At 72.5% G+C, this 14,475-nt stretch carries 16 protein-coding genes; 12 read left to right on the forward strand and 4 right to left on the reverse strand.

Translation table 11 applies throughout. The annotated features are described in order from the left end of the window. The first annotated feature begins 75 nt into the window (after positions 1-75). Positions 76-801, forward strand: a complete 726-nt coding sequence (locus NE235_RS34425; protein ID WP_252810591.1) for a ribonuclease HII — start codon at positions 76-78, stop codon at positions 799-801. A 4-nt stretch (positions 802-805) separates the two neighbouring features. Here the strand turns inward: NE235_RS34425 and NE235_RS34430 are convergent, their stop codons facing one another. Further along, complete coding sequence (locus NE235_RS34430; RefSeq protein ID WP_252810593.1) at positions 806-1,411, reverse strand: response regulator transcription factor; 606 nt, start codon at positions 1,409-1,411, stop codon at positions 806-808. After that, on the reverse strand, positions 1,408-2,631 hold the full coding sequence (locus NE235_RS38500; RefSeq protein ID WP_252810595.1) for a sensor histidine kinase: 1,224 nt from the start codon (positions 2,629-2,631) through the stop codon (positions 1,408-1,410). The genes NE235_RS34430 and NE235_RS38500 overlap by 4 nt, the downstream gene beginning before the upstream one ends. Positions 2,632-2,754: 123 nt before the next feature. Here NE235_RS38500 and NE235_RS34440 point away from each other — a divergent pair, with 123 nt between their 5' ends. The 4 genes from NE235_RS34440 (at position 2,755) to NE235_RS34455 (ending at position 7,803) form a co-directional block, all read left to right on the forward strand. Next, positions 2,755-3,468, forward strand: a complete 714-nt coding sequence (locus tag NE235_RS34440; RefSeq protein WP_252810597.1) for a sugar isomerase domain-containing protein — start codon at positions 2,755-2,757, stop codon at positions 3,466-3,468. A gap of 27 nt (positions 3,469-3,495) precedes the next feature. Further along, positions 3,496-4,128, forward strand: a complete 633-nt coding sequence (locus tag NE235_RS34445; RefSeq protein ID WP_252810599.1) for an HhH-GDP family DNA glycosylase — start codon at positions 3,496-3,498, stop codon at positions 4,126-4,128. A 221-nt stretch (positions 4,129-4,349) separates the two neighbouring features. Continuing rightward, complete coding sequence (locus NE235_RS34450) at positions 4,350-6,683, forward strand: AAA family ATPase (protein WP_308206198.1); 2,334 nt, start codon at positions 4,350-4,352, stop codon at positions 6,681-6,683. A 37-nt stretch (positions 6,684-6,720) separates the two neighbouring features. Further along, complete coding sequence (locus tag NE235_RS34455) at positions 6,721-7,803, forward strand: DNA glycosylase AlkZ-like family protein (RefSeq protein ID WP_252810602.1); 1,083 nt, start codon at positions 6,721-6,723, stop codon at positions 7,801-7,803. A 134-nt stretch (positions 7,804-7,937) separates the two neighbouring features. Here the strand turns inward: NE235_RS34455 and NE235_RS34460 are convergent, their stop codons facing one another. Next, positions 7,938-8,483, reverse strand: coding sequence for a CGNR zinc finger domain-containing protein (locus tag NE235_RS34460; protein WP_252810603.1), 546 nt, complete (start codon positions 8,481-8,483; stop codon positions 7,938-7,940). Positions 8,484-8,597: 114 nt separating this feature from the next. On the opposite strand from NE235_RS34460, the gene NE235_RS34465 reads away from it, so the two are divergent. The 5 genes from NE235_RS34465 (at position 8,598) to NE235_RS34485 (ending at position 12,453) form a co-directional block, all read left to right on the forward strand. Next, the gene (locus NE235_RS34465) at positions 8,598-9,050 is read left to right on the forward strand and encodes a VOC family protein (protein WP_252810605.1); all 453 of its coding nucleotides are present in this window, start codon (positions 8,598-8,600) and stop codon (positions 9,048-9,050) included. A gap of 36 nt (positions 9,051-9,086) precedes the next feature. Beyond that, on the forward strand, positions 9,087-9,974 hold the full coding sequence (locus NE235_RS34470; RefSeq protein ID WP_252810608.1) for a pyridoxamine 5'-phosphate oxidase family protein: 888 nt from the start codon (positions 9,087-9,089) through the stop codon (positions 9,972-9,974). A 16-nt stretch (positions 9,975-9,990) separates the two neighbouring features. Continuing rightward, the gene (locus tag NE235_RS34475; protein WP_252810609.1) at positions 9,991-10,188 is read left to right on the forward strand and encodes a ferredoxin; all 198 of its coding nucleotides are present in this window, start codon (positions 9,991-9,993) and stop codon (positions 10,186-10,188) included. Beyond that, a complete protein-coding gene (locus NE235_RS34480) occupies positions 10,185-11,354 on the forward strand; it encodes an NAD(P)/FAD-dependent oxidoreductase (RefSeq protein WP_252810611.1) in 1,170 nt (389 codons plus the stop codon). Before NE235_RS34475 ends, NE235_RS34480 begins: the two co-directional genes overlap by 4 nt. Before the next feature lie 139 nt (positions 11,355-11,493). Further along, positions 11,494-12,453, forward strand: coding sequence for an alpha/beta fold hydrolase (locus tag NE235_RS34485; protein ID WP_252810614.1), 960 nt, complete (start codon positions 11,494-11,496; stop codon positions 12,451-12,453). A 67-nt stretch (positions 12,454-12,520) separates the two neighbouring features. Here the strand turns inward: NE235_RS34485 and NE235_RS34490 are convergent, their stop codons facing one another. After that, a complete protein-coding gene (locus NE235_RS34490) occupies positions 12,521-13,399 on the reverse strand; it encodes a low temperature requirement protein A (RefSeq protein ID WP_252810616.1) in 879 nt (292 codons plus the stop codon). Here NE235_RS34490 and NE235_RS34495 point away from each other — a divergent pair. Next, positions 13,392-14,192 carry a helix-turn-helix domain-containing protein gene (locus NE235_RS34495; RefSeq protein WP_252810619.1) on the forward strand — a complete coding sequence of 267 codons (801 nt, stop codon included), beginning with the start codon at positions 13,392-13,394 and terminating at the stop codon, positions 14,190-14,192. The genes NE235_RS34490 and NE235_RS34495 overlap by 8 nt on opposite strands. Further along, on the forward strand, positions 14,189-14,314 hold the full coding sequence (locus NE235_RS38810; RefSeq protein WP_406567660.1) for a DUF397 domain-containing protein: 126 nt from the start codon (positions 14,189-14,191) through the stop codon (positions 14,312-14,314). The genes NE235_RS34495 and NE235_RS38810 overlap by 4 nt, the downstream gene beginning before the upstream one ends. Positions 14,315-14,475 lie beyond the last annotated feature (161 nt).

Consider the following 14,475-nt stretch of genomic DNA (forward strand, 5'->3'; position numbering starts at 1 on the left):
TTCGAGAGCCGAATCGCCGTCCACCGGTTCCGGGAACGGGCCGCGTCCCCCGTCCCGGCTGTCATCATGGCCCCCATGGATCACGACGGCATCATCGACGACGCGGCGTTCACCGGCGAGGCGGAGGCGAAGCCGGGGGAGACCGGGCCCGACTACTCCATCGAGCGGCGGCTGATCGCCGCCGGGGCCGGGCGCGTCGCCGGGATCGACGAGGTCGGCCGGGGCGCGTGGGCCGGGCCGGTCGTCGTGTGCGCGGCGGTCACGGACCTGACCGCGCCGCCCGCCGGGCTGACCGACTCGAAGATGCTCACCGCGCGGCGCCGGGAGCGGATCGCCGGGGAGCTCCGCGACTGGCTGCCCGCGTACGCCATCGGCATGGCGAGTCCGGAGGAGATCGACGAGGCGGGGATGACCGAGGCGCTGCGCCGCGCGGCCGTACGCGCCCTGGAGGCGCTGCCCGAGCGCCCCGACGCGATCATCCTCGACGGCAAGCACGACTACCTCGGCGGGGCCTGGCCGGTGCGCACCGAGATCAAGGGCGACCTGCGGTCGGTCACGGTCGCGGCCGCCTCGGTCCTGGCCAAGGTGCACCGGGACACGCTGATGGCCGGGCTCGGGCACGAGGAGTACGACTTCGCGCGGAACGCCGGGTACCCCTCGCCGTCGCACCAGGAGGCGCTGCGCCGGCTGGGCCCGACGCCGCACCACCGGATGTCCTGGTCCTACCTGGACGACCTGCCGGAGTGGCGGCACCTGAAGCGGCGCCGCCCGGACATCGAGGGCCAGCTGTCCCTGCTGTGACCCGTCACAGCCAGCCGTTGTGGCGGGCGGCCCGTACGGCCTCGATGCGGTTGCGGGCGCCGGTCTTGCCGATCGCCGCGGACAGGTAGTTGCGGACCGTGCTCTCGGACAGGTGGAGGCGCCCGGCGATGTCGGCGATCGTCGACCCGTCGGCGGCCGCGGACAGCACGTCGCACTCCCGTGGTGTCAGCGGGCTCGGCCCGGTGCTGAGCGCGGCGGTGGCCAGTTCGGGGTCGACGACGCGTTCGCCGGCGAGGACGCGCCGGACGGCCGCGACCAGGTCCTCGACGGGGCCGTCCTTGACGAGGAAGCCGCTCGCGCCCGCCTCCATGGCGCGGCGCAGGTAGCCGGGGCGGCCGAATGTCGTGACGATCAGGATCCTGCAGTCGGGCAGCGCGGCGTGCAGGTCGGCGGCGGCGTCGAGGCCACTGCGTCCGGGCAGTTCGATGTCGAGCACCGCCACGTCGGGTCGCAGTTCGAGGGCGGCCGGAACGATCCGGTCGCCGGCGGCGACCTCGCCGACGACCTCGAAGTCGTCCTCCAGGTTGAGGAGGAGGGCCAGCGCGCCGCGCATCATGCCCTGGTCCTCCGCGAGCAGCACCCTGATCAAGCGACGGTCTCCTTCAGTGGCAGCGTGATGGTGAGCAGGTAGCCCCCGCCGTCGGCCGGTCCGGCCTCCAGGCGGCCCGCCGCGCCGCCGATCCGCTCGACGAGCCCGCGCAGGCCGTTGCCCTCGGCCGGTCCGGATGGGACCGGTCCGGCGGGGGCGGGGCCGGCGGAGGCCGGTCCGGAGGGCGCCGGCCCGCCGCGGCCGTCGTCGCGGACGGACAGCACGGCGGCGCCGTCCCGCCGGAGCACCGTGATCTCGCAGGTGGTGGCGCCGCTGTGCCGGATGACGTTCGTGACGCCCTCGCGTACGGCCCAGCCCAGCAGGGCGTCGGTCTCCACCGGCAGTGGGGTGTCGTCTCTGCGGACCTGAGCCGTGATCCCGGCGTCCCGGAGCGCCGTGCGGGCGCTGTCGAGCTCGGCGTCGAGGCCGCGGCCGCGGTAGCCGGCGACCGCGAGGCGTACCTGCCGGAGGGCGTCGCGGCCGATCTCCTCGATGTCGGCGGCCTGCTCGGCGGCGAGCACGGCGTCGCGGGCGGCGACCTTGCGCACCGCCTGCGCCTTGACGACCATCACCGACAGCGTGTGCCCCAGCAGGTCGTGCAGGTCGCGGGCGAAGCGCAGGCGCTCTTCGGACACGGCGGTCCGGGCGAGTTCGTCGCGGGTCTGCCGTAGCTCACGGACCGCGGCGAACAGGCGCAGCATCACGGCGATGATGAAGCCGGACAGCAGGGTGCCGTACCAGAGGGCGAGGGCGTCTCCGCCCGATGCGCCCCGGGCCCAGGCGAGCAGGGCCGCGAGGGAGGACAGCGGCGCGAGCACCAGCGCGGGCCACGGCCTACGGCCCCACGGGACGACGACTCCACAGGTCAGGGCGAGGGTCGGCATGAGCTGGTTCATTCCGTGCCCGAACAGGCCGGCCAGGAGGAAGGCGTCCACCCCGGCCGCGACGAGCAGGGCGAGCGCCCGCCGGTCACCCGGGCCGCGGCGGTAGCCGTACCAGATGGCGAGGACGACGAGGACCGCGTAGATCGCCAGGAGGGGGCCCGACGCCCATACCGGGCGGGCCCGGCCGTGCAGCACGTCGGCCACCGCGGAGTACCCGACCAGGAGCCACGGGTAGGTCCGGTACGGGCCGGGACCGTCGTCGATGCCCTCCGCGACGTCCACCGGCGGTCCGGGGGGATCGTCGCTCGTCCCGGGCCGCGGCTGTTCCTGCTGCACGCCGGACACTTTAGAGGGGACCCCGCGTGCCGGCGTAGATCAGTCCATCCCGGTATCCGGCAGGACAAAAGTCCCGCCGGATGCGCGCCCTAAGATCACGTAGCCGGAAAAGGTGCTAGACCGGTGTCCGTGGATTGGATGCTCACGCACCTGGAACGCATCGAGCGGCACAACGCGGACGCGCTCGAACGCGCCTGCCGACTGCTCCTCGACACCGTCCTGGGCGGCGGCCTGTTGTACCTCGGCGGATCGGGCCACTCCCTGGCGATGGTGCTGGAGGGCTTCTTTCGCGCCGGCGGGCTGGCCTGCGTGTACCCGCTGTCCCGGTCGGAGATCTCCCCGCTGAACGGCGCCTGGCCGGCGACGGAGGCCGAGCGCCGATCCGGCCTGGCCGCCCCGGTGCTGGAGGCCGCGGGACCACGGCCGGGCGACCTGGTGATGATCTTCTCCAACAGCGGCACCAACCCCTATCCGGTGGAGCTGGCGACGACGGCGCGGTCGCGCGGTCTGCCGGTGATCGCCGTGGTGTCGGGCCCGTCGATGGCGGCGGCGCCGACCCGGGCGGGCGTGAAGCTGGGAGAGGTCGCGGATCTGGTGCTCGACACGCTGACCCCGCCGGGCGACGCCTCCTATCCCGTCGCCGCGCCGCGTACGGCGGCGTTGTCCTCATTGTCGTGCGTTTACCTGTGGAACCTCCTTCTCGCGCGGATGTCGGAACGCGCCGAATTGCCGCTGTGGGCGAGCGCCAACGTACCCGGGGGAGATGAACGCAATGCCGAACTCCTGGCCCGGTACTCGGAACGCGTGCCCGTACTAAGAACGTCGGTTATGGGGTAAGGACCTGACCTACTTGGAGGTGGCGTCATGGACAAGACGGTCAAGGCGTTGCTGTCAGAAGCCGGACGAACCTTTGCCGAAGAGGCCGGGATCCCGTTGAAGGATCAGCCGGGCGCGCTGTTCAAACTCCTCGTACTCGCCAATCTCCTCAGCACGCGGATCAGCGCCGACCTCGCGGTCGCGGCGGCGCGGGAGCTGTTCGAGGCGGGCGGCGGGACGGCGCGCGGCATGGCGCGGCTGGACTGGCAGCAGCGCGTCGACGCGCTCGGCCGGGCCCATTACGTCCGCTACGACGAGAGCACCTCCACCCGCCTCGGCGACATGGCCGAGCTGGTCCTCGACGAGTACGACGGCGACCTGCGCAAACTGCCGTTGAAGGCCGAGCGCGACATCGGCCGTGCCAAGGAACTGCTGGAGGAGTTCCCCGGCATCGGGCCGGTGGGGGCCGACATCTTCTGCCGTGAGGCGCAGGCGGTATGGCCGTGGCTGCGCCCGTACCTCGACGACCTGACGCTGAAGGGGGCCGAGCGCGTCGGCCTGCCGACCGACCCCAAGCGCCTGGCCGACCTCGTCAAGGATCGCGATCTCGCGCAGCTCTCGGCCGCCCTCGTCCGCGTCGCCAAGGACAAGAAGCTCGCCGACCAGGTGGCGAAGGCCTAGTGACGTACGCACCGGTCCCGGCCGGGGCCCGCCGCCCGGCCGGCCGGTCCACCTCGGCCCGAGGGCACGTGTCAGACGCGCCGCCACTGTGCGATAACGGTCTTGATAGGGACGCGCCACGCAATGGGTCCTGCCATTCGATGCCCAAGCTGCGCTATACACGTGCTCAGGCATGAGGGAGAGCGATGCGACCGTTCGGCAGATCCCGATCGCGCCCTCCGGTGGCGCGTGATCTGTTCGAACGTGCCCGCTGGCGCTATTTCCAGATCCAGCCGGGTCTGCGGAGGCTGACGTTCCTGCTGTTGGTCGTGGGATCGGCGGCGGTGGCGATCGTCGCCGGCCTCCCCCTGCTCACCACCGTCGTGTTCGTCGCCGTCCTGCTGCTCGTCGTCGACTTCACGCTCCGCTCGCCGAGCGGAATGGCGACGGCCTTCGTCGTCGCGTGCTGGCTCGCGGCCGTCATTCCGGTCAGCCGCCTTTATCCGGTCGGCGGTCAGGAGGAGATCTTCCTCGCGGCGCTGGCGCTCCCGGTCGCGTTCCTCGCCCACCGCATCCGCGCGTACGCGCCGTGGCGCACCGCGGTCGTCTCCCTGGGCCTGGCCGGGGTCGTGGCCGCCGCGCTCGCCAATCCGCTGCCGCGGCTGAACGCCGCGCCCGCGTGGGTCGCGGCGTTCGGCGTCCTCGCCTACCGCTGGTGGCAGGCGCGCCGCATCGTTCCCGCCGAGGCGTACGACACCGGCTGGGCGCAGGAGGACTACCCGGAGGAGGACGAGTACGCCGCGCCGGGCCAGGTCCAGGGCCAGGTTCAGGGCCAGGGCCGCGCCGTCGAGGAGGTCCCCGACATCTCCGTCGACGAGGCGTTCGCCGAGCTGGAGGCCATGATCGGCCTGGAGCCGGTCAAACGGCAGGTCCGGTCGATCGCGGCCTCGATCGAGGCCGCGCGGATGCGCGCCGCGGCCGGCTTCCCCACCGAGAAGCCGATGCGGCACTTCGTGTTCGTCGGGCCGGCCGGCACCGGCAAGACCACCGTCGCCCGCGCCATCGCCCGGATCTTCTACGCGTTCGGGCTGCTGCCGACCCCGCAGGTCGTCGAGGTGCAGCGCGCCGACCTGGTCGGGGAGTACCTCGGCGCCACCGCGATCAAGACGAACGAGGTCGTGGACCGCTCCCTGGGCGGCGTCCTGTTCGTCGACGAGGCGTACTCCCTGGTCAACGCCGGTGACGGGCAGCCCGACCGGTTCGGCAGCGAGGCCGTTCAGACGCTTCTCAAACGCGCCGAGGACGACCGCGACAACGTCGTGATCATCCTGGCCGGTTACGAGGACGAGATGGAGGGCTTCCTCGCTTCCAACCCCGGCCTGGCCTCCCGCTTCGGGACGCGGGTGAAGTTCCCCGCGTACGAGCCGGCCGAGCTGCTGCTGATCGCCGAGTACCACACCGGTCTGCGCGGCGACCGCCTCGGCGTGGACGCGGGGCCCTGCCTGCGGTCGAAGTTCGAGGAGGTCTCCCGGCGCGGCGTCCTCGACGAGCTGGGCAACGGGCGGTTCGTGCGCTCGCTGGTCGAGTCCGCGGCCCGCGCCCGCGACGTCCGGATCGTCCACGGCGGCGACGAACCCACCCCGGACGAGCTCGTGACGATCCACGCGGTCGACGTCGAGCTGGCGTTCGCGGAGCTCACCGAGCGCTACCGCGGCTACGCCGAGACGCCGACCCTGGAGGAGGCGCTCGCCGACCTGGACGGCATGATCGGCCTGGAGCCCGTGAAGCGGCAGGTCCGGGCGATCGCCGCGCAGCTGCAGGTCGCGCAGCTGCGCGAGGAGCAGGGGCTGCGCACCCATCCGCCGACGCGGCACTTCGTGTTCGCCGGGCCGCCCGGCACCGGGAAGACGACCGTCGCCCGGGTGCTCGGCCGGGTGTTCGCCGCGCTCGGCCTGCTGGCCCGTCCCGAGGTCGTGGAGGCCCAGCGCGCCGACCTCGTCGGCGAGCACCTGGGGGCGACGGCGATCAAGACCAACAAGGTGATCGACTCGGCGCTCGGCGGAGTCCTGTTCGTCGATGAGGCGTACTCCCTGGTCAACCCCGGTTACTCCGGGGGTGACGCGTTCGGCGCCGAGGCGGTGCAGACCCTGCTCAAACGCGCCGAGGACGACCGCGACCGCCTAGTGATCATCCTCGCCGGATACGACGAGGACATGGACCGGTTCCTGCGGTCCAACCCGGGCCTGGCCTCTCGCTTCGCCGAACGCGTGGCCTTCCCGTCGTACGGCCCGGACGAGCTGCTGCAGATCGCCCTGACGACCGCCGAGCGGGCCGGCGACATTTGGGAGGAGGGTGCGCTGGACGACCTGGCGGGCGTCTTCCAGCGCGTCTGCGGCCTGGGAAGGATCGACGAGCTGGGCAACGGCCGGTTCGTGCGCTCGCTGTACGAGAAGGCGTGCGGCTTCCGCGACCTGCGGGTCGCCGGGCTCGGCGCGGCCGTCACCACCGCCGACCTGACCACCCTGACCGCCGAGGACGTCCGGGCCGCCTACGCCGACCTCGCCCGCCATCACTGAGGATTCCTGTCGGCGGGGCGCGCTAACGTGCCGTGCCATGGAGGCGGTGACATGGGAGCAGGTGCTGGCCTGGCGGCTGCGGCGGCAGTTCCTCGACCCGGTCGCGGGCGGTGACCCGGTCGAGGTCGCGCGGCGGCTCGCCGGAGTCCAGGCACAGGTGGCCTCGGCGGCCGAGCTGGCGATCGCCCTGCGGCAGGCCGACCCGGCGCCGGGCGCGGTGGCGGCCGCCATCGCCGGCCGCCGGCTGGTGAAGACCTGGGCCATGCGCGGCACCCTCCACCTGCTGCCCGCCGACGAGGCCGCCGCCTACCTCGCCCTGTCCGGGGCGCACCGCAACTGGGAGCGCGGCAGCTGGCAGAAGACGTTCGGCGCCACGCCCGCCGACCTGGAGGCCATCGCCGCGGCCGCGTCCGACGCCCTGTCCGGCGGCGCGACGCTCAGCCGTGAGGAGCTCACCGCCGAGATCGTCGACCGTACGGGCTCGGCCCACCTCGCCGAGGTGCTCGGCTCCGGGTGGGGCACTCTCCTCAAGCCGCTCGCGTGGTGGAAGGTGCTGTGTTTCGGCCCGCCGCGCGGCAACCGGGTCACGTTCGTCGGCGCCGGCTGGCTGCCGGAGGCACGCGACCCGGCGGCCACCGTGCTCCGGGCGTACCTCGGCGCCCACGGGCCGACGACGCCGGAGCTGTTCGACAAGGTGTGGCTGAGCCGGGGCGTCACCCCGAGGGCGCGGCTCAAGGGCTGGTTCGCCGCGCTGGGCGACGAGCTCACCGAGGTCGACGTCGAGGGCGAGCGCCGCGTCATGCTCGCCGAGCACGTCGCGGAGCTGGCCGCGACCCCGCCGAGCCGGGCCGTCCGCCTCCTCGGCGCGTTCGACGCGTACGTCCTGGGCGCCGGCACCACCGCGACGGAGATCGTTCCGGCGGAGCGGCGCGCGGCGGTCAGCCGCAGCGGCGGCTGGATCTCCCCGGTCGTGCTGTGCGGCGGCCGGGTCGCCGGGGTCTGGGACGGCGACGCGACGACGCTCTGGGAGGACGTCCCGGAGGACGCCCTCGCCGCCGAGCGGGCACGCCTGGCCTCGGCCACCGCGGCCCTCTCCCAGGAGCCGGGGCCGGCGCGTTAGGTCTGCCCTCGACCTGCACGGGACGGAGACGGTGCACGCCGCGAGGGAGCTCGGCGTCCCGGATGGCCGTGTCCGCGCCATCGCCGCGCAGGTCGACCGGCATGTCACCGGACCTCGTTCTCGTGGTCACCGCACTAGGCGGTCCGATGGCGGGCGTAGTGGCGCGAGGACTTGGCCCGGTTGCCGCAGGCGGCCATCGAGCACCAGCGGCGGGTGCCGTTCTTGGACGTGTCGTAGAAGTGCAGGACGCATTCGGGGTTGGCGCAGCCGCGGATGCGGGCGGGACGGTCGGCGAGCAGCCGGAGATAGTCCTGGGCGGCCGTCCAGGCCGGCAGCCAGGCGGGGTCGTCGGTCTCGGGCTGCTGCGCGGGGCCGTCCTCGGTGAGGACGAGCCGTATCCGGCCGTGGTCGAGGGCGGCGTTGAGTCGTGCCCGGGCCGCGGCATCCGCCGGTGAGCCGATGACCTCGGCCAGGGCGGCGCGGACCCGCAGCAGCGCCTGGCGGGTGGGCTCGTCGGGGCGGACCGCCCGTGTCCGCAGCTCAGGGCGGCCGGCGAGCCAGGTGGCCAGCCCGTCGGCCGAGTCGAGCAGGTCGTGCATCCGCCCACCGTCGATCCAGCGGGTGTTGAGCAGGTCGATCGAAAGGGGCTCGCCGGTGAGCGGCCGGGGATCTGAACTCACCCACCCAGTCTAACTCCTCATTCGTCTTTAGCCGGTTGACGGCAACTTCCTATAACCGTTAAAGTCTCGTTCACTGGTTGGAGATCGCCTCTGACCTCGAATGCGAGGACGTTGATGACCGTGAACACGCTGCAGACCGGCCACGTTGGCCTGAACGTCACCGACCTGGAGCGATCCATCGCCTTCTACACGCGGGTGTTCGGCTTCGAGGTGACGGCGGAGGGCAAGGAGGAGGGGCGCCGCTTCGCCTTCCTCGGCCGCGACGGGAGGCTCCTGGTCACCCTGTGGCAGCAGAGCCGGGACGTGGCCCGCACCGACCTGGCCGGGCTGCACCACCTGTCGTTCCAGGTGGAGTCGATCGAGGAGGTCAGGACGGCCGAGCAGGTACTGCGCGGCCTGGACGCCGACTTCGCCTACGACGGTGTCGTCCCGCACGGTGAAGGGGTGGCGTCCGGCGGCATCTTCTTCAGCGACCCGGACGGCATCCGGCTGGAGATCTACGCGCCGTCCGGCGCCGAGACCGCTCCGGCTCCCACGTCCGGCGCGCCCACCTGCGGCTTCTTCTAAGCCGGTCGGTCAGGAACCAGGGGAAAGGGGGACGCCGTGGCGGCCTACCACGCGGGAGAACGAGCCGTTCAGCGACGCGCCGGCCTGGAAGGGCAGGCGGCGATGGGAGGCCGGGCCATCGGCGCCACGATCCCGGACGTCGCCGCGGCGTTCCTGGCCCACCAGCCGATGATCGCGGTCGGCGCGGCCGGCCAGGACGGCCGGATCTGGGCCTCGCTGCTCACCGGCGCACCGGGCTTCCTGCGGAGCGACGACCCGGCGACGCTGACCATCGCGACGCGCCCCATCCCCGGGGATCCGCTCGCCGGCGTCCTCGCCGGCCCGGCCAAGGTCGGGATGATCGCCATCGAGCCGGCCACCCGCCGGCGGATGCGGATCAACGGCACCTCCCTCCCGGAGGCCCACGGGCTCCGGGTGGTCCCGGACCAGGTGCTGGCCAACTGCCCGAAGTACATCCAGAAGCGCGACCACAGCTTCGTCGCGGGGGAGCCCCGAACCCCCCGGCGCGGTACGGAGCTGACCGACGCCCAGCGGCGGGCGATCGGCGCGGCCGACACCTTCTTCGTCGCGACGGCCGCCCCGGACGGCGACGCCGACACCTCGCACCGCGGCGGTGCCCCCGGCTTCGTCCAGGTGCTGTCCCCCACGCGTCTGCGCTGGCCCGACTACGTCGGCAACGCCATGTTCCTCACCCTGGGGAACCTCGAACTCCGGCCGGAGGCAGGTCTGCTGTTCCCCGACTGGAAGAGCGGAACGCTGCTGCAGCTCACCGGCACCGCCCGCACCGTCTGGGACACCGCCGGCCTCCCCGGCGCCCAGCGACTCGTCGAGTTCTCCATCGACGAGGTGCGGGAGACGGCGCAGGCGGTGCCGCTGCGCTGGACCGACCCCGCGTACTCCCGTTTCAACCCGCCGGTCGCCTGACCGGGAAAGGACCGTCATGCGCGTCACCGTCGACCTCGGTCTGTGCGAGAGCCACGGTCAGTGTGTCTTCGCCGCCCCGGAGGTCTTCGCCTTCGACGACGACGACAACCTGCGCTACGAGAGTGAGCCGCCCGCGGCACTGTCCGCGCAGGTCGAGCAGGCTGCCGCACTCTGTCCCGTCCGCGCCGTCTCCGTCCGCCGGACCGCCCCATGAGGAGCATCGTGATCGTCGGCGCGTCGCTGGCCGGCCCGCGGACCGCTGCCGCGCTGCGCGAGCTCGGGTACGACGGCGAGCTCACGATCATCGGCGCCGAACCGTACCCGCCCTATGACCGGCCTCCGCTGTCCAAGGAACTGCGGATCGTGGATCTCCCGTACGACGGTCTGCGGGCCACGTGGCGGCTGGGCCGGCGGGCCGTGGGTCTCGACGCGGGCCGCCGGGCCGTACGGCTCGACGACGGGACACTCCAGACCGGCGACGGCCTGGTCATCGCCACGGGCGCGTGCGCGCGGCCGTGGCCCGGCCGCGTTCCCGCCCGTGGCGTGTTCACCCTCCGGAGCCGGGACGACGCCCTCGCCCTCCGAGCGGAGCTCGCCCCGGGACGGCGGCTGGTGGTGATCGGCGCCGGGTTCCTGGGCGGGGAGATCGCGGCGGCGGCCCGGCGGCGTGGCCTTACGGTGACCCTGGTCGAAGCCGCCGATCAGCCACTGCGGGGCGCCTTGGGGGCGGAGGCCGGCGCGTTCCTCGCCGGTCTCCATCGCGACGCGGGCGTCGACCTGCGCACCGGCCGTACGCTCCGGGCCTTTCAGGGCACCGACCGGCTCACCGCGGTGACCCTCGACGACGGCAGCACGATCCCCGCCGACCTGTCCGTCATCGCCCTCGGCGCGGTGGCGGCCACGGAATGGCTGGCCGGATCGGGTCTGCTGCTCGACAGTGGGCTCCGCTGCGACGAGCGACTGCGCGTGCTGCGGGCGGACGGCGGCCCGGCGCCGGGCATCGTCGCGGTCGGAGACGTCGTCCGCTGGCCGCACCCGCTCGCCGGCGGGAACCTGATCAGTCTCGGCCACTGGACCAACGCCGTCGAACAGGCCGCCACGGCGGCGCACAACCTGCTGCACCCGCACGACGCGCGGCCGTACACGGGCGTCCCGTCCTTCTGGTCCGACCTGTACGGGGCGAAGATCCGCTCGATAGGGCTACCCGCTCTGGCCGACGAGGTCCGCGTCGCCGAGTCCGACCCGGCGGCACGGCGACTGGAGGCCGCCTACCTCCGCGACGGCCGCCTGATCGGCGCCGTGACCGTGAACCGCGTCGCTCGGCTCGCGCCGTACCGCAGGGAGCTGCACGCCGGTCTCACGGCCGTCGTCACCCGCTGACCGGCGGAGTCCACGTCGAGCACCGACGGCGGTCGGCCCGGCCCGCGGGGCAGCCGTTACGGTGGATTGACAGCGCGGTAGTCGTCGTGAAACGCGCAGGCCGGACGATGCGAGCAGTCGACATCGGTGGTGAACGGACGTGAGTCCTCCATCTCTCCTTCGCTTCCGTGACATCCACGGATACTGGCGGGCCTTCCGGATGACGGGCAGCGGGCCCCCGCTGCTCCTGATCCACGGCATCGGCGACGACTCCGGCACGTGGGAGAAGGTCATCCCCCGGCTCGCCGAACACCACACCGTCATCGCCCCCGACCTGCTCGGCCACGGCGATTCGGCCAAACCGCGGGCCGACTACGCCATCGCGGCGTACGCCTGCGGAATGCGCGACCTGCTCGGTGTCCTCGAGATCGACCGGGTCTCGGTCGTCGGCCACTCGCTCGGCGGCGGGATCGCCATGCAGTTCGCCTACCAGTTCCCCGAACGCTGTGAGCGGCTCCTGCTCGTCGCGCCCGGCGGCATCGGCCGGGAGGTGCACCCGCTGCTGCGCGCGGCGGCGGCCCCCGGCGCCGAGCTCGGGCTCTCGCTGGCGACCTCCGTGCCCGCGCGTACGGCCGTGCGGCTGGCGGCCCCGGCGCTGCGCCTCACCGGCGGCCTGTTCCTGGGGGCCGACTTCGACTACATCCTCCGGCGCTACCGGGGCCTGCGCACCAGGAAGGCGCGCCAGGCGTTCCTGCGCTCCCTCCGGGCGGGGGTCGACGTGCGCGGCCAGGTCATCACCATGCTCGACCGCTGCTACCTCGCGGAGGGGATGCCGATCCTCATCATCTGGGGCCGGGAGGACCGCGTGATCCCGGTCGGCCACGCGGAGGTCGCGCACGCCGCCATGCCCGGGAGCAGGCTCGAGATCTTCGGACGCTGCGGGCACTTCCCGCACCACGACGACCCCGACCGCTTCGTCACCACGGTCGAACGGTTCCTGGAAACCACCGAACCGGCGCTGCACGACCCCGCCCGATGGCGCCGCCTCCTGCGGGCCGGCCGGGACGCGGCCCGGGGAAGGCCGGAGAACCCGGCACCGCACGTGTCCAGCGGCGCCTGACGGACTCGCGTGGGCAGACCGGTTCTAACGGTCGGCCGAGGCGGTGGACGTGAGCCTCTTCACGTGATCAGGCGGCCTCCTCGGCCACCGTGAGGGTCCGGGCCCGGCGTCCGCGAACCTCCCAGCCGGCCAGCGCGCCCAGGACCGCCAGGGCCGGGACGGCGAGGAACAGCGGAGAGAGCAGCATCGCGACGGGCGTCAGGGCCGCCAGCGCTACCAGGGCCAGCAGGCGGGCGGTCGTGAAATGGCCGAACACCGCCCGCTTGAACAGGGCGTGTCCCGCGACGAACAGCGCCGGACCGCCGAGCACCACCGCGGCCGTGCCGCCGGTCATGTGCCCGCGCGGATGCGCGACGACCAGGTCGTCCGCCACGGCGCCGACGATGATCCCGGCGATGAGCGGCACATGGCTGAACGTGTACGCGGACCGGCCCAGCCGGCCGGGGTCGTCGGCGTTCGCGATCCGCGTCGCCGCCGCCTCCGCGCTGCGGTCGAAGTAGATCCACCACATCGCGACACTGCCGAGGAAGGCCACCGCGAACGCCGCGACCGTGCCTGCGCCCAGTCCCTCCTGGTCCCCGAACGTACTGCCCGTGACCAGGAGCGACTCGCCCAGCGCGGTGATCACGAACAGCTGGCAGCGCTCCGCCATGTGCGAGCCGTCGATCGTCCAGTGCGCCGTCGTCGACCGGCCCAGCCCGGGGAACCGGTAGCCCAACCACGGCGCGGCGTACTCCGCCGCCAGGGCCGCGAGCCAGAGGACCGCTCGGGCCCGGTGGTCGGCGAAGCCGCCGCCCAGCCAGAGCGCGCCCGCCGTCGTCTCCCACGCCATGATCCGCTGGAAGTTGGGCCCCAGCTCGTGACGCCACGTCACGACCGTGACGAACGCCGTACGGCCGACCTGGATGGCGACGTACGCCACGGCGAACCACAGCCTCGTGGACATCGACCCGTCGGCCTCGGCGGCCGAGCAGTACGCCTACCGGCTCCGCCTGCACCGCGAGCGCGCCGAACTGACCCAGGACGAGGTGGCCAGGAAGTGCATCATCAGCGTCAAGATGATCGGCCACTTCGAGAACTGCCGCCGCATCCCCACCCTCCGGGTGTCCCAGGACCTCGACCGCCTGTTCGGCTTAGACAGGTACTTCGAAGAACTCCACGCGCACGTCGTACGGGAAACGGCGCTCAGTCCGGCATTTCGGAGCTACGCGGATGAGGAGCAGCGGGCCGATTACCTGCGCATCTTCGATCCACTGCTGGTTCCGGGCCTCGGGCAAACGGCGGCATATGCCAGAGAGGTGCTACGCACCGGACAGCCGGATGACCGGCTGGGGCAGGCTGTGGCGCTGCGGCTGGGGCGCCAGGACATCCTGGATCGTGAGGAGCCGCCGTTCCTCGTGCTCCTGATGAAGGAGACGGTGCTGCGGGAGATCGTCGGTGGGCCTGGAGTCATGAAGGAGCAACTCGCTCACCTACTGGAGATGGCGCAGCGGCCGAACGTCAGCATTCAGGTGATTCCGGCGCGTGCGCCGGTTTATGTCGCAAGCCCTTTCACGCTGCTCGGTCACATGGAGAGTGCGGACCTGGCCTATGTGGACGGCGCGGGAGGGCACGGTCAGCTGATCGGCGATCCTCGACAGGTTCATTCCCTGGCGGTACGGTTCGACTGGATTCGGGGCGTTGCGCTCCCGATGTCGGAGTCTGAAGAACTGATCCGCGTGATCATGGAGCAGATGTGAACATCACTCCCTCGACTGGAGCTTGGCGCAAGTCCAGTTACTCCGGTGAGAACGTTAATGACACCTGCGTCGAGGTCGCCCAGTTGGTCGTCTTCGAGTCGATCGATTCGCCCGCCGGGTGACCCATCGCGTTTTCCGCCGTCTACACAGGCGAGAGATCTCTCGCCTGTGTAGACGCCCCCGGAATTGAAGGCACTCCCTGGGGCGGGTGATCTGCACGAGTTGTCGATGCTGTCCATTGAGTGAGTGATCGGCGGGAGCCGTGTGGCGGGGGGGGCGGGGG

It is taken from the genome of Actinoallomurus spadix, assembly GCF_024055725.1.
GTDB lineage: Bacteria > Actinomycetota > Actinomycetes > Streptosporangiales > Streptosporangiaceae > Actinoallomurus > Actinoallomurus spadix.

Bases quoted from the DNA above. Each gene is read 5' to 3' on its own strand.
- NE235_RS34425 (WP_252810591.1), top strand. From the start codon at position 76: ATGGATCACGACGGCATCATCGACGACGCGGCGTTCACCGGCGAGGCG.
- NE235_RS34445 (WP_252810599.1), top strand. From the start codon at position 3,496: ATGGACAAGACGGTCAAGGCGTTGCTGTCAGAAGCCGGACGAACCTTT.
- NE235_RS34455 (WP_252810602.1), top strand. From the start codon at position 6,721: ATGGAGGCGGTGACATGGGAGCAGGTGCTGGCCTGGCGGCTGCGGCGG.
- NE235_RS34465 (WP_252810605.1), top strand. From the start codon at position 8,598: ATGACCGTGAACACGCTGCAGACCGGCCACGTTGGCCTGAACGTCACC.
- NE235_RS34475 (WP_252810609.1), top strand. From the start codon at position 9,991: ATGCGCGTCACCGTCGACCTCGGTCTGTGCGAGAGCCACGGTCAGTGT.
- NE235_RS34480 (WP_252810611.1), top strand. From the start codon at position 10,185: ATGAGGAGCATCGTGATCGTCGGCGCGTCGCTGGCCGGCCCGCGGACC.
- NE235_RS34490 (WP_252810616.1), bottom strand. From the start codon at position 13,399: ATGTCCACGAGGCTGTGGTTCGCCGTGGCGTACGTCGCCATCCAGGTC.